3 protein-coding genes are annotated in these 21870 nt (G+C 68.6%); all 3 read right to left on the bottom strand.

The annotated features are described in order from the left end of the window. Window positions 1–6 precede the first annotated feature (6 nt). Window positions 7–747, bottom strand: coding sequence for a SapC family protein (locus tag CYD53_RS23145; RefSeq protein WP_103720446.1), 741 nt, complete (start codon window positions 745–747; stop codon window positions 7–9). A 344-nt stretch (window positions 748–1091) separates the two neighbouring features. Next, window positions 1092–2642 carry a ShlB/FhaC/HecB family hemolysin secretion/activation protein gene (locus CYD53_RS23150; RefSeq protein ID WP_146055984.1) on the bottom strand — a complete coding sequence of 517 codons (1551 nt, stop codon included), beginning with the start codon at window positions 2640–2642 and terminating at the stop codon, window positions 1092–1094. A gap of 107 nt (window positions 2643–2749) precedes the next feature. Next, window positions 2750–21706, bottom strand: coding sequence for a leukotoxin LktA family filamentous adhesin (locus tag CYD53_RS23155; protein ID WP_146055985.1), 18957 nt, complete (start codon window positions 21704–21706; stop codon window positions 2750–2752). Between the last annotated feature and the right edge of the window lie 164 nt (window positions 21707–21870).

The following is a 21870-nucleotide window of genomic DNA, read 5'->3' on the forward strand; positions in this document are numbered from 1 at the left end:
CGGCGGTCAGGCGGCCGCCGCGGCTGTGGCGCGAGCACCGGCGCGGTCGCCGAGCGCGCCGAAATTCCCCAGGCTGATCAGATGGGCGTAGATCGGCGCGAGATAGCCCTTGCGGCGCAGATCGGCCAGAACATCGTCGGGCAAGGCATTGAAGCGCTCCTCGCTGATGGCGAGGAAGCCGCTGAAGCTCGAACTCAGGCCTGTGGGCGAGCGGATATCGATATTGACCGTCTGGAACAGGTCGAGCGCTTTCAGCTCGGCAGTGAAGACGCCTGTCGCCTTGGCCGCATCGGCATATTCCCCGACGAAGGTGACGGCGCGCTGCAGCATTTCGCTGGGCTCGCCGGCCTCGCTGAAAAGGCGCTCGCCGGCCTGGTCCTGCAGCCCGGCATAGCCGCCATCGAGGCAGATCACCTGCTGCTCCTGCGAAACCTCGCCGCCGATGAACGGGTAGCGGCGCAGATAGGCCGGCGCATGCACGCCGTTCCAGCGCCCGCTGGCCTCGACGAAATCATTCTCGCCGCTGCGCATCCCGACCATGAACAAGGGCGAGACGCTGCCGGCCTCTTCCAGGAACAGGATCGGCATGTCGCGGCAGCCGAGCACGAACTCCGCCATCAACGCCGGCACGACATGGCTGCCGGCCGCGAAGGCGTAACCCCGCTCTGCCGGAGCGATCCGCGCATCGCGGTGGATGTTGCGATCGAGTACGACGATGCTCGTATAGAAGAGGGGCAATGGCGCCATGGTGCTCTTATCCTGGAGAGACGGGACGGGTTCTCGTGATGGCCTTGGAGCGTTTCGCCGTCACGATCTAAGCTATTGATTTAGAGGCTGTTATGAACCATGGGGCCGATGTGATGAGGTCAAAACGGCGGAGATGGGAGGAGCATTGCGCAGGCGATACCATGGGTATCGGCAAGCGATGCGACGCTGCAGCTCCGCCGTTTTCACCTCACCCGCAGGGCGCGGCGCTTTTGCGCGACTGCGGCGTCGTTCTTCGTAGCAAACCGGAAGGTTTGCGTCCTCGAACTCCTGGCATTCGCGCAAAATCGCCAGCGTCAAATCGACCCCATGGTTCACAACAGCCTCTAGATGTTTTTTCGCAAGGTTAGTCGGAAATAGAGCTCGTGATCGCGCTGCGCCACCGAGACCCGCTCGAGCGGGCGCGCGATGCCGCCTTCCAGCGTCGCCCAATCGGTCGGCCGCCAGGCGAGACCGGCGCCGACGGAGGTCGCGCGCATGCTCGCAGGCACTGTCCCATAGGTGATGCCGTGATCGAGGAAGACGAAGGCGTCCAGCGTCTTCAGCGGCTCGGGCAGCACGTAATGCAGCTCAGCCTGGCCGTAAAACCCTGAGTCGCCGAAGGCGGCGCCGATCGGGTAGCCGCGCACCGTAGTCGGGCCGCCGATCTGGAAGATCTGGTCGCCGGGAAGCTGCTTGTCATTCGTGTATTGCCACGCGCCGATGAGCGAGGCGTAGATATCGTCGTTCAGGCGCAGGATCGTCGAGGTGTTGCCGGTCCAGAGCGTCAGATTGCGCTTGGCCTGGCCGATCTTGTCTTCAAAATCGACCCGGGAGAGCGTCGGGGAAGTCGTGTGCATGAAGCCCGGCAGCGTCACGGTGAGCGAAAGGCCGCCGGACGCCTTGGTGTTGCTGCTATGCGCCGTCGTGATGTCGATCTGCTTGCTGCTGCTGATTCCGCTGCCGATGCTCGCGACGGCCTGCAACAGCACCGCATCGGTTGCGAAAATGGGCTGTGAGAGGTTGAGCGCACGGCTTTCCGAGATGCCCTCGGGCCGCAGCTCCTTGATCGCTCCGGTGACGATATGGAAGGCCGAGCGCGTATAGCTCATGCTCAGCCGCGTGCCGAAGGGCGAGATCGGAATGCTGTAGCTGCCGCTTCCAAGGATGCTGCCGCGCGAACGCGAACCGTAGAAGACCAGCCTGTCATCGAGGCCGAGCAGGCCGTGATGCTTCAGGAACAGCACGCCTTGATAGCGGCCGGTCGATTTCACCGCCTGGTTGTCATAGGAGATCTGGGCGAGGTTGCGCGGCGGCTCGGTCGCCGCCAATTCGATATCGGTCAGGCCGAACTCGCCGCCGGCCCGCAGCTGAGCCCGCAACTGGACCTCGTTGAGGCGGTTGAAGATCGAGACCTGGCGGTTCAACGTCGGCGTATCGACCACGCTCTGCGGAATGGTGGATATCTGCGACTGGAGATACCACGGCCAGGTCTGAACCGCGCCGGTGACGCTGACCTTGCCGACGCGGCCCTCGATCAGCCCGATCTTGAGCACGCCGCCGTCGAGCTTCTGCGGCGGCAGGATGGCGCTGGCGGTGACCTGCCCCTTCTCGGCGTAGAGATCGTTGACCTCCTGGACGAGCTTCCCGATCTCGGCCAGGTCGACCTTGCGGCCGAGATAGCGGGCGCGCAGCGCATCGAGCTCCGCCGCGCTCAGGAAGGCGGATTTGTCGAAGTCGATGCGCTTCAGGACGATCGTCGTCCCGCCCGCGGGAAAGCTCAGCTTCGGCAGGGGCGGCGGCGCCACGACGCCGGGACCGCTCTGGCGCGGCGGGGCGGTCTGGCGTTCGATCTCCAGGCGCTGGCGCTCGGCTTCGGTCTCGATCGTGCGGGGCACGATTTGCGCCAATGCAAAGCTGGGAAGCCCCAATCCAAGCAGGGCGGCCAGGAGCGGAGCGAAAGCGCGGCCGGCTTCGTGCCGGCGCTGCCCGCAAGGATGTCGCGTCAAGGCTGGGCCCCGCCGCTTCCGAACTGGCCGAGATTCACCCGCGGACCACTCGCTCCACTGACGCTGGCGGTCGTCTCGGGATCGGTGCTGCGCCAGCGGCCGTCAGCGCCCAAGGCGAAGCCGCGCGCGATGTCGCCGAAGCTCGGTCCCGTCGGCGCGACGACGCTGAGCCGCGCCATGTCACGCACAAGCGAGACGCCATCCGCAGTATCGACATTGGCGATATTGCCGTCGAAGCGCACGACATAGGCGTTCGAAGACAATTGGTTGCCGTTGACCGAGATGAAAAAGGTCCGGTCCTTCTGGTAAAGCTGCACATCGAAACCGCGGACCGGCGCGATGCTGCGGTTATTGGCCAGGACGGTCATTCCGGGTGTGGTCAAGCGCAGAGCTCCCGGAACGAAATTGGCGGCGAGATCGAAGCGGCTGGCGCTCGTCGTTATGACCGCATCCGTAACCTCTATCCGGTTGGCGCGGAAGCGCAATGCGTCGATCGAAAGGGTGGCGGACCTCGCCGTGCGCTCGCGCAAGCCGGCGATATCGAGCACGAGCGGAGCGCCTGAGCCGCCGGGCAATTGCACGATGCTGGAAGCGATGTCCGTGCCCAGGATGGTGATGCTGTCGCCCGCACCGAAGCGGCCGAGGCGGACATCGTCGGGCGCGGAGAATTCCGCGTTGCGCGCCGCGCCGACGCCGAGCCGGATCGAACCGCTGCCGCCGAGGCCTGCCCGCGCGAGGAGGGCATCGGTGGCGACGATGGTGTCGCCGTCGATATCGCCGGCGCTGGCGAGGCTGGCGGAGCGGCCGGCATCGAGCGTGCCGAACCTGATCGTCTGCCCGGCGATGGCGATATCCTCACCCGCCTGCGCGGTCGTGATGGTGACGCCGCCGCGGGTCGAGTTCAGCAGGAGCGACCGGCCTGCCGCCAGGCTTTCAAGACGCAAGGCCTCTGCGGCCGTGAGCGCGACGTCGTCGTGAGCGACAAGCGTCTGGATATCGATGCCCGCGCCCGAGGAGGTGGCGGCGATGGAGCCGGCGCTGCGTGCAGTACCGACGGTGATGGCGCCGGGCGCCTGCAGCAGGAGCGCACCGGAGGCATCGAGCGTTCCGGCACGGATCGTGCCGAATTCGGATGCGACGGAGAGATCGCCCGATTGCGTCAGCACGCTGCCGAGCGTGACGGCGCCGCGGCCGTTCAGGTTCGCGCTTTCGCCCGCCGCTAGCGCGGCGAGGGCGATGACATCGCCGGAGATGGCAGTTCCGCCGCCGCTGCGCAGCTCGGTGATCGTCGCGGTCCTGGCCGCCACGAGATCGGCACGGCCGTTCGCGCGCAGGGTCTGCGCGGTGATGCCGTCTGCCGTCGAGCGCAGCGACAGGTTGCCCGAGCTCGTCACGCTGGTGAGCGTCAGCATGTTCGCGGCGGTGAGCGTGGCGTCGCCGCCGGTCGCAAGCGTGCCGATCGTCAACCCGGCGCGCGTCGAAGCGCTCGTGCCGCTTCCGCTGCTCGCCGTCTCCACGATGATCGCGCCGGCCGCATCGAGCGTGATCGCGCCTGCCGCCTCCAGCGAGGTCGCCGTGATGCCGGCGTTGAGCGATGTCGCGACGATATCGCCCGCCCGCGTGGTGAGCCTGCCCAGGCTGATCGCGCCAGCGGCCGAGAGCTCGGCGGTGTCGCCTGTCGTCGCGGTCGCGAGGTCTATCGTCGCATTCCGCGAAGAGAGCGTGGCTGCGCCGCCGCTGTTGAGGTTTGAGAGCCTGAGCGCGCCAGCTGCATCCAGATGCGTGACGCCGCCGCTGGTCAGCGAGCCGATGTCCAGGGAGCCGAGCTGGGTCGTGGCCGTGGCGTCGCCGCCGCTCGTGACCGTGTCGATGTGCAGCGTGGCGGCGCTCAGGATTGTCGAGCCGAAGACCTGGATGGTCGTGGCGGTCAGGCGGCCGCCTGTCGATGTCGCGAGCAGGTCTCCCGCCGTCGTGGTTGCCGTGCCCAGCGCGATGGCGCCGGCGGCCTGCAGGGTCGCGGTCGCGCCTGCATCCAGCGTCGCGATCGTCAGCTTGCCCGTTGTCGAATGGAGGCTGGCCTGGTCGTGGCTTGTCAGCGTCGTCCCGGAAATGTCGCCGAAGGCGGCCAGTTCGAGTCCGGCCGCCGAAATCAGCGTCGTGGCCGAGATGCTGGCATGGCTCGATGTGACGCGGATCGCGCCGCTGCTCGTCTCGACTCGGCCCAGCGTGACCGCATCATGCGCCGCGAGTGCGGCTTCGCCTGCAGCCGTGAGCGTGGTGAGGTCGAGCGTGCTGCCCGAGGAGGTCGCGTTCGTGTCGCTGCCGCTCGTCAGCGTCTCGACGCTGATCGCGCCTGGAGCACTGAGGGTGGCTGCTCCGGCCGCGGCCAGCCTGGTCGCGGTGATGCCGGCACTGGTCGAGGACACGGCAAGATCGCCGGCAGTCGTCCGCACTGTTCCCAGCGTGACGGCCGTCGCGCCGCCGAGCGTCGCTGTGCCTCCCGATGTCACGGCCGCAAGGTCGAGCGATCCGGCCGACGAAGTGACGGAGGCCGTGCCGCCGGCGGTCAGCGACGTCGTGATCGAGATCGGCCCAGTGGCGGTCAGCGCCGCGTTTCGAGCCACCGCGAGCGTGGCGGCCGTGATCCCGGCCGTGGTCGAGGAGACTGAAAGGTCGCCACTGGTGGTCTGAGCGGAGCCAAGGGTGACAGCGCGGAAGGCGGTGAGCGAAGTCGTTCCGCCGGCCGTGAGCGTGGTGATCCCGAGTGTCCCGCCCGAAGAGGTCGCACTCGTGCCGTTGCCGCCGGTCAGTGTCGTGACGCTGATCGCATCTGGGGCGGTGAGTGTCGCCGCACCAGCCACATCCAGCGTGGTCGCGGCGATGCTGCCGCTGGTCGAGGCGACGGACAGGTCGCCGGCTGTCGTCCGGGCGGTTCCCAAGGTGACGGTTGTCGCGCCGCTGAGCGTGGCCGTGCCGCCGGATGTCAGCGCCGCGAGGTCGAGCGATCCGGCGGACGAGGTGACGGAGGCGGTGCCGCCGGTGGTCAGCGAGGTCGTGACCGAGATAGCCTCGGCCGCGGTCAGGGTCGCGTTCCGGGCCGCATTAAGCGTGGCCGCGGCGATTCCAGCATGCGTCGAGGAGGCGAGGATATCTCCGGCGGTGGTCTGCGCGGAACCGAGCGTGACAGTGCCGAAGGCCGAAAGCGTCGCCGTCTCGCCAGCGGTAAGCGTCGCGATATCGAGCGTCGCGCCTGACGAGGTTGCGCTCGTGCCGCTGCCGCTGGTCAGCGTCGCAACGGTGATGGCGCCGGGGGCGGTGAGGGTGACGGCCCCATCGGCATCGAGCGTGGTCGCGGTAACGCCGGCATTGGTGGAGGAGACCGAGAGGTCTCCCGTCGTCGTCCGCGCAGAACCGAGCGTAACCGTGCTGGAGGCTGCGAGCGTCGTGGTTCCCCCTGTTGTGAGCGTCGTGACGCCAAGCGAGCTGCTCGACGAGGTCGCACTCGTGCCGTTGCCGCTCGTGAGCGTGGCGACGCTGATCGCGCCAGGGGCGGTGAGGGTTGCAGTCCCGGCAGCATTGAGCGCGGTCGCGGTGATGCCGGCCGTCGTGGAGGATACCGAGAGATCGCCCGCGATGGTCCGCGCTGTTCCCAGCGTGACAGCTGTAGCGCCGCTGAGTGTCGCGGCTGCTCCCGATGTCACAGCGGTGAGGTTCAGCGCCCCGCCGGACGAGGTGACGGAGGCCGTGCCGCCGGCGGCGAGCGAGGTCGTGACCGAGATCGCGCCGGCTGCGGTCAGCGTCGCGTTTCGGGCCGCATCGAGCGTGGCGGCCGTGATCCCGGCGATTGTCGAGGAGACGGAGAGATCCCCGGCCGTGGTCCGCGCCGACCCAAGCGTGACGGTGCCGGAGGCGGCGAGCGTGGTTGCTCCCCCTGCGGTCAGTGTGGTGATGCCGAGTGTCCCGGCCGATGAGGTTGCATTCGTGCCGCTGCCGCTGGTCAGCGTCGCGACGCTGATCGCGCCGGGAGCGGTGAGCGTGGCCGCGCCAGCCGCATGCAGGGTGGTGGCGGTGATGCCGCCGGACGTCGATGTGAGGGCAAGATCGCCTGTGGTCGTCGTCGCCGATGTCGCGCCGAGCGCATTCGCCGCGCTCAGGGTCGTGGCCCCGCCCGAGCTGAGGGTGCCGATCGTCAGCATCCCGGCGGTCGAGGTTACGCTTGCCGTGCCACCGCTCGTCAGCGCATCGACGGTGAGATTGCCCGCCGCGAGCAGGCTGGCGGGGCCGGCATCTGCCGTCAGCGCCGTGACACGCGCTGTCGTGGCGGTCTTGAGATGGACGCCGCCCTGCAGGCTGCGGGCCGACAGGCTCGGTGCGTCGAAGCTCACCGGCGCCAGGCTGCTGCCGATGCCGCTGCCGGCATTGAGCGCGATGACGCCGCCGGCCTGGCCGGCGTTGAGATTGACGACGCTGTCGCCATTGCCGGCGATGGCTCCCGCGGCCGAAACGGTGATGGAGGCCGTGTCGGCTGGAGCGATGAGCGTGCTCGTGACCCGCCCGAGCGTCACATCGCTGAGCGAGGCGAGCGTGATCTGCTCGCCGGACTGCATGGTCGCGCCCGCTGCCATGCTGATCGTGCCGGCGGTGACGGCGAGTGGCCCGGTGGCCGCCGACAGGCTGCGCAGGATCCGCACCTCGGCATCGGCTGCGAGCGAGAGCCCGCCAGTGGCCGTCAGAGCGCCGATCCGCAGCGCGACGGCGGACTGGCTGGCGAGCGTCGGTGTCGCGAGCGTGGCCGAGCCGCCGATCTGGCCGGAGACCTCGCCATCGCCGGTGGCCTGGACCGCGAATGGCGTGACGGCGTTGCCGACATTGCCGGACGCGTTGAGCACGATGTTGGAAGCCGAGATCGCGACGCCCGGCAGGTAGCTCTGGATCGAGCCGGCTGTCGCCGTGAGCGAGGCCGTGCCGGAGGCGAAGATGCGGCCGATCTGGGCGTTGCCGGCTGCTGCGACGAGATAGGCATCGCCGGCTCCGGCCGAGGCCGAGACCAACCGTCCGCCGATCTGGTAGGTCAGCGGCGTCGCCGCCGAGCCGATCCCGCCGCCGGCTCCGGTCAGGATCAGGTCGGTTCCGGCCTGAATCTGGACAGCGTTGAGCGGCGTCGTGCTGCTCGGCGCGGTAGCGACGGTGATCCCCTGCGGCGCCTGCAGGTTGATCGCGCCGGTGGCGGTGACGCGCCCGATATTGAGCGAGCCGCCGCCCGACTGCGCACCGGTCGTCGCCTGGACATAGATGTCGCCCTGGGCCGAGCCGGAGAATGTGCCGGTCGCGCTGATGAAGAGCGGCGCGGTCTGGCTGATGTCGACCGAGGTCAGCGTCACGCCGTTGGGCACGGCGTTGATATCGGAGACCGCGACGCGCTGGCCGCTTCCGTTCGTGCCGAAGAGCTTGACCGAGCCCGGCGTGGTGGCGACCGCAAGCGCCTGGAGCTGGCTCGTGGTCAGCGTGCCGTTGCGGATGGTGTCGAGGCCGATGGTGACGTCGGGCGCCAGCGAGCCGATGCTGCCGCCGATGTTCAGGCTCACATCGCGGCCGACGATGATCGCCGTGCCGTTGCCGACGACACCCGAGGCCGGCTGCAGCGCCGCCTGGTCGATCGCGGCGACGAGCTGGCCTGCCTGCCAGACCGCGTTGGCGGTGATGCTGGTGGCGAGGTTCGGTACGGCCCCGGCGGAGGCGGTGGTGAAGCTGAAATTGCTTTCGAGCGTGTTCTCCTGGAAGCGCGCCAGCGTGCTCCAGTTCGCGCCATAGGCCTTCTCGAAGACGCTGGCATAGCTCGCATAGCGGTCTGCGACATAGGCCGGCACGGTCATCCCGGCGGCGTCGGCGAGCGGCTGGTAGAGCGCGGTCGCATTGGCGTCGAGCGTGAAGACGCCGTTGGTGACGCTGCCGTTGCGGATCAGGCTGGAATAGAGCGTGTAGGTCTGGGTGACGTTGCGCTCGAACGCGGCGACGCTGGCGAGCGCAGCGGCGTCGGCGCCGTCGGCCTGGGTCAGCTTGAGTTTGCTCTTGATCGTCGAGAGCTGCTCGGTCGAGAGCGACTGCGCCGCGGTCTGGGCGTTGGCCGCCTTGAGCGTGCCGCTGACGACGTCGACGCGGACATTGCCGCCGGTGCTGGCGATCAGCCCGACGCGCAGATTGCCCGAGAGCTGCTTGATGCCGATATCGCCCTGCGCCGAGATGTTGACCACGCCGCCGCTCTGGCTGCCATTGGCCAGCGTCGTCGTCATGGCCTGCATGCGCAGCGGCGTATTGATGCCGCCGACGGCGCCGTTGACGCTGGTGATGGAGATGTTGTTGCCGAGCAGATGGGTGTAGTTCGGATCGGCCCAGCTTGCGACCTCGAGCCCGCCGGTGGCGCGGAGATTGATGTCGCCATAGCGGCCTGAGGCGGAGTCGAGATCGGCGTTGAGGCGCCAGATCTTGGCATCGGAGTCGATGTTGAGATTGATGCCGCCGGCCCCGGAATAGGCCGCCACGGCCGCGCCCGCCGTCAGCGTCGCCTGGATCGGGGCGGCGGTCGTGCCGACGGAATCGCGCCCGGTCAGGGTCAGGTGGTTGCTGAGGATCGAGGCGTTGGGCGCCTGGGTAATGCTGCCGACCGAGGCGGTGATCGTCGTTGCGCCGCTCGGATTGACGAGGTTGCCCTGCAGGCGGATCGACTGGTTCGAGGTGATGTTGAGTTGGCCGCTCGCATTGCCGGCGAAGCTGATCCCGAAATCATAGTCCGCCCTGACCGAGGCGGTGACCTGGAGCCAGGCGTCCCTGACGTGGTTGTAGTTCCAGTAGGTGTTGGCGGTCGAGCCGTCGACCTGGCGGAAGTCGCGGCTGCAGAAGCTTGGAGTGCCGCCATTGCAGCCCTCGTAGTATTGTTGCGCGTTCGAGACCTCGATGACGCCGCCCTGCAAGGTCTGGTAGAAGACAGGATTGCTGGAGGCGTAGTACGGGTTATAGGTGACGCGGCCCTGCGCCCCGGTCGTCCCGTTCCAATAGTCCGGCCCCGACGAGGTGCCGTCGCCCCAGATGCCGGTCGCCGGCGCCGGGACATACACCCAGGGATTGTTGGCCGAGCCCGAATTATAGCGCCACACGCCCTGTTGGTTCGGATCGCCGCTGACGAGGCCGTCCTTGTGAACGAACAGCTGCTGCGTCCACTCGTAGCGCATGCCGTCCTTGGTGTCGTAGGTCGTGCTGTCTCCGGCGATGAACTGCACGGGCTGAGTGGCGTTGGCGCCGCTCAGGATCGGCTGGCGCCCGTTGTCGGTGATGTATTTCGCGATGCCGGAGCCCGGCGTGTAGACATAGACCGTGGTGTTCTCGGCGGCCGGCTTCAGCCGATCGACGATCGTGATCTTGCTCGTGCTGGCGTTGGCGCCGGCGGCCGTGCCGGTGTTGATCCTGTTGGTGACGAGCGCCATGCCGCTGTTGTTGACGATGTCGACATGGCCGAAGCCGCCATTGATCTTGATCTTGCCGAGCACGTTGGTGCTGATGATCTGGCCGTCGAGCAGCACCGAGCCGCCGCCCGAGGAGGCGTTGACGTCGCTGACACTGAGCTGTCCGGTGCGGATGTCGTAGCTGACGGGGATCAGCTTGTCGCCGCTGTTGAGGACGCGGTAGGAGCCGGCCGCGCTGCCGTAGTTGATCAGGCGCGTATCGTTGGTGAGATCGACCACGGGCGAGCCGTAGCCATAGGTGTTGTAGTTGAAGATCGCGAAACCGAGCGCCTGGATCAGGTTATCGCCCAGAACGACCGACCGGTTGGTAATTCGCCCGGCCTCGATCGAGGCGTTGACGTTGATCACTGTCGCCTTGATCGCGACCTGTGCGCCGTAGATCTGTGAGCCGCTGCCTTGCGCCTGGACCGTGTCGCTTTGGTAGTATTTCGGCACGATCGGGATCTGGGCGAAGTAGATGCCGTTGCCGAAATCATAGCCGCCCTGGCAGTTCATGCCGGTCGAGCCATAGCCGATACAGTTGCCGTACATGATGGTGCTGTAGCGCAGCCCGGGATTCCCGCCATCCTCGATACGGTGGTAGAGGTTATAGTTCAGGCTTGCGCCGGAGCCGAAATACAGCGTGTTGGCGATCGCGTTGACGGTGTCGTTGATGACGTAGTTCTGCGATGGCGCACCCGGCGTGGCGCCGGGATAGGTGATCGCAGCGCCCCATTCAGCCTGCGGCGACGCGCCGGCATTGTACATGCCGTTGGGTCCGTTTGAGGAGATCGCGACCGCGCCGTTGGGCACCGTGACGTTGAACTGCAGCGAGTCGATGCGCTGGCCCGAAAAGCCGAATGAGCCCTGCGTGTTGTTGATCGAGACCAGGCCGCCGAGATTGCTGATGTCGTCGGCGATCAGCAGCGCTGGCCCGTAACCGCCGATATCGTCGCGGGTATAGGCGTTGTTGATGATGACGCTGGCCGTGCCGTTGGCGTTGAAGCGGGTCTGCGTCAGTCCGGTCTGGCCCTGCGCCGCGCCGGTGAACAGGATCTGCCCGGTCGCGAGGTCGGGGATATAGGCGCCGCCGTCGAGGATCAGATAGGCGGCGCTGTTGTTGACGACCTTGATCGTCGGCCCGCCATTGGCGGTCAGCGTGCCATTGCCCTGGATGGTGTCGCCATTGACGAAGACATTGCCGCCGGCCGCATAGAGCTGGCTGATCCGGTAGGCCCGCACCAGCCCCGAGGAGATGCCGCCGACCAGCGTGTCGGCGACGGCGGTGTCGTCGATCGTGCCGTTGGTCGTGGTGTAGTTGGCGCGGACATAGGCCACTGCGTCGAAGGCGTCGTCGCGGGTGACGACGACCGGCGCGCCGCCGGCCTTCACATAGACGGTCGGCGTCGCGTTGAGGTCGCAGATCGACAGGCCGCCCGTGCCGCAGCCGATGGTGATCTCCTGCTCGTGGAACACGCCGCCGACAGCGCGGCCGTTCATCACCACCGTCGAGGTCGCCGATGCGCCCGGGGTCTCGTCGCGCTGCGTCACCGGGATGAAATAGAGCTGGAAGCCGTGGCCGGCGCCGTCGGCATTGGGCGTCACCATGCCGTTATAGGCGCCGAGCGTGACGTTCTGGGCGCTGAGCAGCGCCGCGCCGGTGTTGACGTTCAGCCGCGCCCGGTTCTGCAGGTCGGTCGAGGCATCGGCGTCGGGCACCGCGATCAGGCCGCGCACATAGCCGATCGCCGTGGCGTCACCGGAGATCGAGGTCATCGCCAGGCCGGACGCATCGCGCCCGGCGGTGACGTTGACGTTGTCGAGGCCGGTCAGCGTGCTGTTGGCACCGATCGTGATCGTCTGGTTGGTGATGATGTCGGTATCGGCCTCGGCGACGCCGACGGCGGCGAGGCCATAGGTCGTGACGAGCGCGTTCGTCTTGACCGTCGCGGTGGTGTAGGTGCCGATATTGATCGTGCCGGCCGAGGTCAGCGTAACGCCTGTTCCGAGCGTGACCTCATTGTCGACATTGCGGGCGCGGTATTGCGAGGTGACGCCGGACCCTTGCAGCAGGCCGCCGGTGGTCAGCGTCACCGTGTCGTTGGCGGTGAGTTCGGTGATCGCCTGGATCGCGATCGGGCCGGGCGAGGAGACGGCGTTGAAGCCGCCGGAGAAGTTGGCGTTGTCGCCGATCAGGACCTTCGACGAGCCGTCGATGTCGATCGTCGACTTGGCGCCGACGCCGTTGATGCCGCCGCCCGCGCCGGCGCTGATCGTGTCGCCGAGCGCGAGTTGGGTGAAGACGTTGCGGCTTTCGAGCTCGATGCCCTGGAGGCAGGTGGTGACGTAGCAGCCTTTGGTGCCGTTGCCGATCGCGTTGAAGATGACGGAGGCGCCGATGTCGACCAGCACGTTGGAGGTCGCGTCGTGGCTGGCGAGCGAAGCGCTGGCGCCAAGGGCTGCCGCCTGCACGGCGTCGACCCGGTTGGCATAGGAATCGGTATGGCCCGCATTGACCAGGATGGTGTTGGCGCCGATCTGCGTGCGCGCGCCGATGCTCGCCGTGACCGTGGCGGTATTGGCGGTGTCGGCTGAGGCGCCGGCGCCGGCGACCAGTCCGCCGCTGCCCGAGGTGGCGCTGGCGATCTGCGTGTCGCTGCCGGCTGCGATCAGGCTGAAGCTCGTCGCGCTGTTGCCGAGCAGGCGGGCGTCGTCGCCCAGCGTCGCGCTCGTCGTCGCCGTCGAGCGCGCCTCGGCCAGCACGGCGCCGATCGCGTATTTGCCGGCGATCGAGACGCCGGTCGCCGAGGCGATCTGGCGCGTCTCGTTGGTCGCGTTGATCTCGACGGTGCCGGCCGGCAGCCGGACATTGTTGCCCGCCGAGGCGGTGACCGTCGAGGTGTTGACGGCCTTCGCGTCCGAGCCGACCGCGCTGGCATAGTAGGATCCAGAGCCGGAGAAGGACCAGGCGGCGGCTCCGGTGCCGCCGCGGCTGAAATCGCCGGTCGCGCCGGGCGAGCCGCCGATCGAGGTCACGGGTGTGCCGAAGATCGTGCTGGTGGCCAGGATCGAGAGGCTGCCGGCGGTGAGCGCACGCTGGGCGGCGGCTCCGCCATCCATCGCCGCGATCACGGTCTGGTTGGTGGTGGCGCGCGAGATTGCCGCGCCCACGGCGAGCCCGCCCGTCACCGAGACGCCATAGGCGGCGGCCTTGGCGTCGGGCGTCGCGGTCGCGGTCACGCGGATCGCTCCGGTCCCGACATTGACGCTGGCGTTGTCGCCGAGATGGGCCTCGACGCGCGAGGAGTCGCTGGCGCGCGCGTCGGCGCCCGTGCCGGCGACCAGCAAGCCGCCTGCGCCGGCGGTCGCCGAGGCATAGGAGATGCCGGCGCTGCTGGCATCGACAGTGAGCGAGGTTCCGCCGGAGAGCGTGGTGTTGGCCGCGACATTCGACGTCGCCGTGCCGTCGAGGCTGCTCTTGGCGAGCGAGATGCCGAGCGCGCCGCCGCCTGCAGCCGCCGCGCCGAGCGCGTCGGCGCGCGAGCCTTGCGTCGTCGTCGCGCCGACCGTCGTCGCGCCGGTGACCGTGAGCGTGCCGCCGAGCCGGGCGGTGAGCGTGTTCGAAATCGCGCCCTGCGCCACCGCCGCGCCGGCGGAAGCCGTGCCCGAGCCCGCGCCGGCCTTGACGTCGATCCTGGACGCCACGCCCCCGGCGCCGTCGATGGCCGAGGCATTGACCGTGATCGAGCCCGTCGTCACCGTCGCCTGGTCAAGCTGGGCGCTGACATTGTCGGCGACCGTCGTGTAGCCGAGGGCCGCGCCGACGCCGACCCCGCCGATGCCGATGCCGAGCGCGGTGTTATCGGTCGAGGTCTTCGAGGTCGAGGTCACCGAGACCGAGCTGGCCGTGATCGACCCGCCGAGCGCGGTCGCGCCGGTCTGGGCGCCGGTCGAATCGAGCAGGGCCGTGGCGCTGATCGCGCTCGGCGTCGCCGTCCGGGCGCGGTTGCTGGTGAACCAGGCATATTGCGAGGCGGCGTAGGCGCTGACTTCGCTGAAGGTCGCCGTCCGGCCGAGCTCGGCGTCGGCGGCGGCCTGGTAGACGGCCTGGCCCGACCCACGCAGCGAATAGAGCCCGTTCACCGGGACGCCGTTGGCCAGCAGCGTGGCATAGGCGTCGTTGGCGGCGATCTTGACCTGCGCGTCGGTGAGGTTGGGCGTCGCGACCTCAAGGACCTGCCGATAGGAGTTAAGACCGGCGTCGCCGATGACATATTGGAGATTGGCGGCCTTCAGCGCGGTGTAGCGCGCCGCCGCGTAGTCGCGGACCTGCTGGTCGGTCACCGTCTCCTGGAAGAGCGCGATGGCGGCGTTGGAGCGCAGCGCCTGGACGCCGCTGGCGGTCAGGGTCAGCACGCCGTTGACGACGGTGCCGTTCTGGATCAGCGCCAGATATTCGGCATTGGCCGTGCTGCGCAACTGGTCGTCGGTTGCGCCTGAGGCGTAGGCGCCGCGCAGGGTGCGATAGGTCGCAAGCCCGCTGGTGCTCAGCATGAAGCCGGGATCGACGGCGGTGAGCTGGTTGACGCGCGAGAGCGTGCCGTTGCCGCCGATATTGAGATCCGCGCCGGCGGGCGCGCCCGTGCCGACCGAAATGACGTTGACGGCCGCGCCGAGGCCGATCGAGCCGCCCTGGCCGATGGTGAAGGCGTTGGCATCGACGCTGCGGTCGCTCACCGCCTGGACCACGACCGCGCCGGTCGTCGAGATCGTGCTGCCGGAGAGGTCTGCGAGCACGCTCGAGTCGAGGCTGGCGACATTGGTCGCGGCACCGGCACCGACGCCGGCGCCGCCGATGGCGGCAACGCCCGTTTCCGGCGTGATCGTGGTGGTCTCGCGCGCGATGACGTTGAGTGAGCCGTCGATGCTCTGGCCGGCCAGTTCCTGGATCGGTGTGCGCCGCTGCGTCGAGTTCACACCGTAAAGCCCGGCGCGGGTCGTGTTGGCGACGTCGATCAGGTTGACCATGCCGGCGATGCCGACCAGGCCCGCGGCCGAGCCGCCGGCCGCCAGCGCGGTGAAGCTGTTGGTGCTGGTCGCCAGCACGTTCAACGTGCCGAAAATGTTCAACGTGGTGACGCTCGCGCCGCCGCCGATCGTCGCCAGCGTGGTGCTCTGGCTACGGGCCACGACGAAGGCGCTGCCGAGCGCGACGCCGCCGCCGGAGCCGACACCGGCGACGCCGTAGAAGCCGTTCGTGCTGTCGGCGGTGACGCGCAGCGAGGCCGCGTTGAGGATGCCCTGGTCGACATTCGCGGTCGTGACCGCCTCGAAACTGTTGACGAGGCCGGTCGCCGCCGCGCCGGCGACGCCGGCCGAAAAGCCGATCGTCTTGCCGGTCGAGGCTTGCGAGGACACCGCCGCGACCTCGACCACGCCGACGCCGCCGAGCCCGGCCTGGCTGGTCGCGATCGTGCCCGTGGTCGAGTTCGTCAGCGCGGCGCTCGTCTGGCGCTTCAGCGTGGTCTGCGCGTCGGCGCCGGCGCCGGCCGCGCCGCCGATCGCGCCGACGACGATGTAGCTGCCGGCATAGGAATGGCTGGCGGCGTCGACCACGATCGCGGTCGGGTTCTGGCCGGCGTTCAGCCTTGTGTCGATCGCACTGCCGTCGATCGTGGCCGAGGTCGTTCCGCCGAGCGAGTTGCGGATGGTGACATAGCCGACCGCGCCGCTGATCGGGTAGACCGCGATGCCCGCCGTTACCGCATTGGCCATCACCGCCTGCTGCGAGGTCGCGATCACGGCCAGGCCGCGAATGCTGCGCTGGGCCATCGCCAGGTCAGGCAGGCTGGTCGACGGGCCGCTCGGGCTGGACAGGCTCGGCGGGCTGACGAGCGCGCCGCTGGCGAAGCTCAGCGACCCGGTGCCGTTGACGCGCGCATCGACGGAGCTGGTCTCGCTGATCGAGGCGACAGTGTTGCCGCCGATCGTGTTGTTCACGATCGAGAGGCCGCCGGCGACGCTGGGCGAGCCGCCGGCCGCGCCGAGCGCGCCGGCCGAGACCGCGATGCCGTCATGATTGGTCGCGATCACGCCGACATTGTTCTCGGCGATGATGTCGGCGCGCTTCACGGTCGCAGCCACGTCGGTCGCGACGCTGCTGGTGGCGACCGAGCCGGCGAGGCCGACCTGGCGCGAGATCGCGATGCCGATCGACAAGGTCGAGATCGTGCCGGTCGACTGGCTCTGGACCAGCAGGTCGCGCGAGGCGCGCAGCCGCGCATCCTCGATCGTCGAGCTGACGCTGTTTTCGATGCTGTTCTCGACGACCGAGAGACCGAGCGCCGCCGACCCGAAGCCGAGGCCGAGCGAGCCTGCCGTGCCGCGGATGGTTGCGGCCGTGCTGCCGTTCAGCTTCACGTCTCGGGCCGTGACGATCGTGCCCGCGCCGGTGATGCCGGCGCGCACGACGTTATCGACCGACTGCAAGGCGACCGAGGCGACGCCGGCGAACTGGCCGGTGGCCCCGCCGAGCCCGACAGCGACACCGGTGATGCTGGCGCCGTCCTGCGCCCGCACCGAGACATCGCCGGTCGCGGTCAGGATGACGTTGTCGATCGTCGCGATATGCGACTGCGCCACCTCGTTGCTGAGGAAGGAGATGCCGACATTGTTGCGCCCGACCTGCACCATGCCGGTGATGGCGACGATCGCGGCGCCGTTCGGGTTGGGGTCGCCGCCATTGGCGACGGAACCGTCGAACTGGACCTGGGCCGCGTCGGCCTGGGAGAAGGTCTGGCGGCCGGAGATGATGGCGTCGAAGGTCGTGTCGCGGCTGCTGTCGGCGGTGACGACGACGTCGCCGCCGATCGTGATGGTCGGCGGCGCTCCGGCCGTGCCGCTGATCTCGGCCCGCGTCGTCGGCGTGACCTTGTTGAAGACGAAGGCGCCAGCCAGGCCGTTGCCGCCGAGGCCGACCGTGGCGGCCCCCGAGGCGATACGGCTTGAATTCGAGGCGACGACGTTCAGGCCGTTGAGATTGACGAAGCTCGAGTTGCGGATGGTCGCGCTGACCGCGTCCTGCCCGCTCGGATCGCCGATCTCGGCATAGCTCAGCGAGAGCCCGATGCCGGACTGCCCGCCGAGATAGGCCGCGCCGCCGCCGATGCCGATATCGGTGGTCTGATAGGCGTTGACGCTGGCGAGTTTCGAGACCGAAGTGGCGGCATCCCCGGTGATGGCGGAGTTGGCGATCGAGGCCTGGACCCGGCTGGTGACGAGCCCGACCGCCGCCGAGATCGCGGCCGCGCCGCTGCCGCCGGCCGAGACGCCGATGCTGACGCCGACGATCGTCGCCCGGCCGCCGGCAATGGCCTGGACGGAGGTGTCGTAGGCGCCGGTCAGGCTCGATCCGGTGATCTGCGCGTCGGTGCTGTTGTCGAGGACGCCGATGGCGACGGCCCCGGCGATGGCGCCGCTTGCGCCCGAGGTGTTGGCGAGATTGGCGGCGGCCGCGCCGGCGCCGACCTCGATGATCGTCGAGTTCACGGCCCTGACCGACGTGGTCAGTCCGGCATTGTCCTTCTTCTGCAGCCGGGCGCCGTCGATCCAGGCGGAGGTGCCCATCGTCGTCAGCGCGACGGCCGAGGCACCGGCGGCCGAGAGACTGGGACCGCTGCCGGACTGCTTGTTGAAGCTGTCGGAGATTTTCCGGATCGCCTCGCTCGTGCCCGGCGGCAGAGTCGTGGCGACAGCGCCGTCGGCGGCAGCCGCTGCGACGGCGGCCGCCGTGATCCGCCCGGTCGTTGCCGCCTCGACAGCGAGCGACGCTGCCGTGATCAGCCCCTGCGGTGCGGTCCCAGTGAGCCGTCCGTCCGTGAGATCGTCCGAATTGTCGCCGACATAGGCGCGCGTGACCGAGCCTGCGTCTAGCACCGCCACCGAGATGCCGATGCCGTTGCCGCCGCCGGCCACGATGCCGCCGCTGAGCGCGAAGACGGAGACGAACTGCTCGGCCTTGACCGAGACCGCATTGGCCGTGACGACCGCCGCGTTGCTGATCGAGGCCAGCGTCTGGTTGTGGATGCCCGAGACCGAGACGATGCCGTTCAGCGCGATCGTGCCGGCCGAGCGCCCGGAGGTGGTTGCGATCGCAAACAGCAGGTCGGAGGTGCTGGCGGTGACCGCGAGGTCGGTCGCCGTGATCGTCGCGCCTGCGGCCACCGCCGCGACGGTCTTGCTGCTGCGGCCGATGTCGATCAGCGAACCGCCGACCGCCGAACCGGAGCCGCCATTGACGCCGCCGGTGAAGCCGAAATTGCCGCCGACATCGACCGAATGCTGGTCCGTATCGGCGTTGACGGTGACACCGCTCGCCCAGTTCTGAACGTAGTTGCCGGAGAGCGTCGTCGTCCAGGGCGCCGTCGTCGAGGTCTGGTTCAGCGTCGCGCCGCTGGCGATATAGGCCGAGGTGTCGTTGCTGACGCGGAAATAGTCGACCGCGCCGGCGAGCCCGAGATCGTTCGATTGCGAGGCGGCATTGGCATAGCTCGTCAGGATATTGTTGACGATGCCGAGATTGCCGTTGATGTGCGAGAGGGTCTCGCCCAGCCCGGACCAGTTCGTCCAGGTATTCGAGATCGGGTTTTCGCTGAGCGCGGCGACGCCGATGCGGCCGGCATTGATCGTCACGCCGGACCCGACGGATGCGGTCGAGCTATGGGCGTAGTTGCCGACGGCGATACCGAAGGAGAGCGAGACCATCGCCTCTGGATTGCTCGCGGTCGGGTCCTTCGAGTTGGAGTTGGTCGAGCTGTCGGCGATCAGGCGCACGCCGAAATCGCGTTGCCGGCTCGCCACCACGACGTCGCCCGAGGCATAGATCGTCGGCGCCTGATCGCCCGGGTCGGCCGCGATCGCGGCCGTGGCGCTCAGGTCGCTGCTGGCGATGGTGACGGCGCTGCCGACCTTGATCGGCACGCTCGATGAGGCGGTCGACAGTTTCCCGAGGAGCTGGCTGAGCAGGTTCGAGACGGTGCTTCCGGCCGGTCCGGCATTGAAGATTATGTTGTCGCCGGTCGTCGCCGATGAACTCGTGGCGTTCTTCGCCGTGTCGGAAAGGGCCTGGACCGTGACGTTCTGGACCTTGTCGGCGCTCGTTCCAAGCGAGGCGCCGAGCAGCGCATCGGCCTCCGCCTTATAGTCGGAATAGGCGACGGCGATGCCGGCGACGCCTCCCGAGGCCGCCACGGCCGTCGACGAGGTCGAGAAGGAATTGGTGTTCTTGGCGGTGACGCTGACGGTTCCGAAGCCGCTGGTCGCCCCCGCCGTGACCGTCGCGCCGGAATGGACCTTCGCGGCGGTGGTGACATCGACATAGCCATAGGCGACGGTCGCCGCGACCAGGCCCGTGCCGACCGAGATCGAGACGGCCGAGACAGCGAGCTTGACGTCGTTCTCGGCGTTGACGGCGAGGTTGCGGCCGACCTTGATCGTCGCTCCCTGCGCGACGTCGGCGGTGACCGTTCCCATGATCTCGCCGATCGACACCGCCGCCGCGAACGGGTTTCCGCCGCTCAGCGTGATCGCGGGCAGCGAGGCCTCCTGCCGGGCCTTGGCGGTGATCGTGACGTCGCGGGTCGCCTCGATCGTCGCGCCGTCGACGACACGGATGCGGCTCAGCACATGGCTGCCGACATAACCGCCGTTCAGGCCAAAGAGGATGCCGCCCGCGCTTTGCGCCGCGAGCGCCAGCAGCGGCCCGGCGGAGGGATCGGCATAGGAGGCGACGGCGGTCGCATCCGCCTTCAGCAGAATGTCGCGTCCGGTGATCGTGCCGTGAATGTCGATGGTCGAGGTCGCGCCGGCCATGCCGGCGATCCGGATGTCCGATGTCGTCGCGTCGAGCGTGACGTCACCGGCGGCATAGGCGCTGCCTGTGCTGACGCCGGCGAGCAGTGAGCCGAACACGCTGATGTTGGGGGCGGTCAGCAGGATGGCGCCGGAATTGCCGGTCGAGGGATTGGAGGCCGAGAGCACGCCGCCATTGGCGGAACGGTTGAACTGGCGCGTGTCGATGCTGCCGTCGGCGGCGATCGTGATGCTGTTGTTGGCCTGCAACGACACATCCGTGCCATTGGTGACCATGCTGGCGCTGCCGCCGGTCCCGATGATCAGGTCTGTCGGGTCGATATAGAGCAGGCCGGCCTTGCCCGAGCGGGCGGAGAGGTCGACAGCGACCGCGCCGAGCGTGACCGTCTTCGTCGCGCTGAGTTCGGTGAAGCCGCCATCGCCGGTCAGGCCGCCCTTGCCGCTGAAGATCGCGCCGCTCTCGACATCGAGATTGGTCCCGGCGAAGACCTTGATCTCGCCGCCCTTGCCGGCGGCGCCTTGCGCCGCGCTGGCGTCGAAGCGCGCTCCGCCGGCAATCGAGATCGCGGCGTCGGAGGTGATCGAAATCTTGCCGCCGTCGCCGGTGTTGACGGCGGCCTGGCCCGAGGCGGTGCCGCCCTGCGAAAGCCTGGCCGAGGGTGCTGCCCCCTGTGCGCTCAACCGCGCCGTCTGGGTGATCGTGGTGCCCCGGCCGGAGCGCACCACGATCGAACCGGCGGAACGCCGCGCAGTCGCATTGGCGCTCAGGGAGCCTGAAATGCTCGCCGTGCCCGCCGCGACGATCTCGATGCCGCCGCCGCGCCGCGCCACCATCGCGCCGCCATGGCGGACACCGTTGGTGTTGACGCTGGCCGCGAAGGCGTTCTGGTGACGCCGCCGGCGTTCGCCGATATCGACGGGGGCGGCATTGGCCGTGATCTGCCCTGCGACGCTGACGGAGCTGCCGTACAGCGTCACACCGCGCCTGGCGTTGATGCGGCCCTCGATCGAGATCGCGCCGTCCGCCGAGATCGGGATGTCGTTGGCTCTCAGCCTGGCCGCCATCGTTTCGTTGACGACGCCGTTGGGGCTGATCACCTGATCGAGGAAGTCGCGCGTCGGCGTGTTGACCGTCAATTGACCGGTGTTGATCACCCCGGACGGCCCGACCGTGAAGCCGGCGGAGTCCGAGAAGTAGACGTGCCCGCCGATCTGGCCGTTCTTGTAGGAATTCAGGATGCCGTTGACGACGACCGGGCCGTTGCGGACGATGTTGACCAGCGCGCCGGTATTCTGCGGCAGGTGCATGTTGACGGTCGTGCCGCCCGCCTGCTCGAAACGCGAGAACGAGTTGTAGCCGGCATTGCCGGACACCGTCTGGGTGGTGATCGTCGTGGTCGCGCCGCTGACGGAGACATTGGTCTGCGTGCGCCCGTCGGGCGTGATCATGTTCTGCGCGAAGGCCGGAGCGTTCCACAGCACCAGCGCCATCGCCTGGCCGACCAGGCAACGCTGGCGCAAATTCGCCAGCACGGACTTAGTAGCAAAGGAGCTGGGCCGGACCGCGGGCGACGGCGTCGGGAGCATGACGTGCGGCAGCCGCGGCGAAGCGGTGCGACGGCGTGTGGTCTTGGAGCGTAGTGAGCGCAACGCGGAAGCCTCGGCCCGTCCGGCAAGACGGTGTTGTTTCACCGGATTCCGAGTCGAGATGCTGGCGCCCGAATGCCGGCGCGGATCGCGCCGGTCTCCGA

The sequence above is a fragment of the Allobosea psychrotolerans genome (assembly GCF_002917105.1).
Taxonomy (GTDB): Bacteria; Pseudomonadota; Alphaproteobacteria; order Rhizobiales; family Beijerinckiaceae; genus Allobosea; species Allobosea psychrotolerans.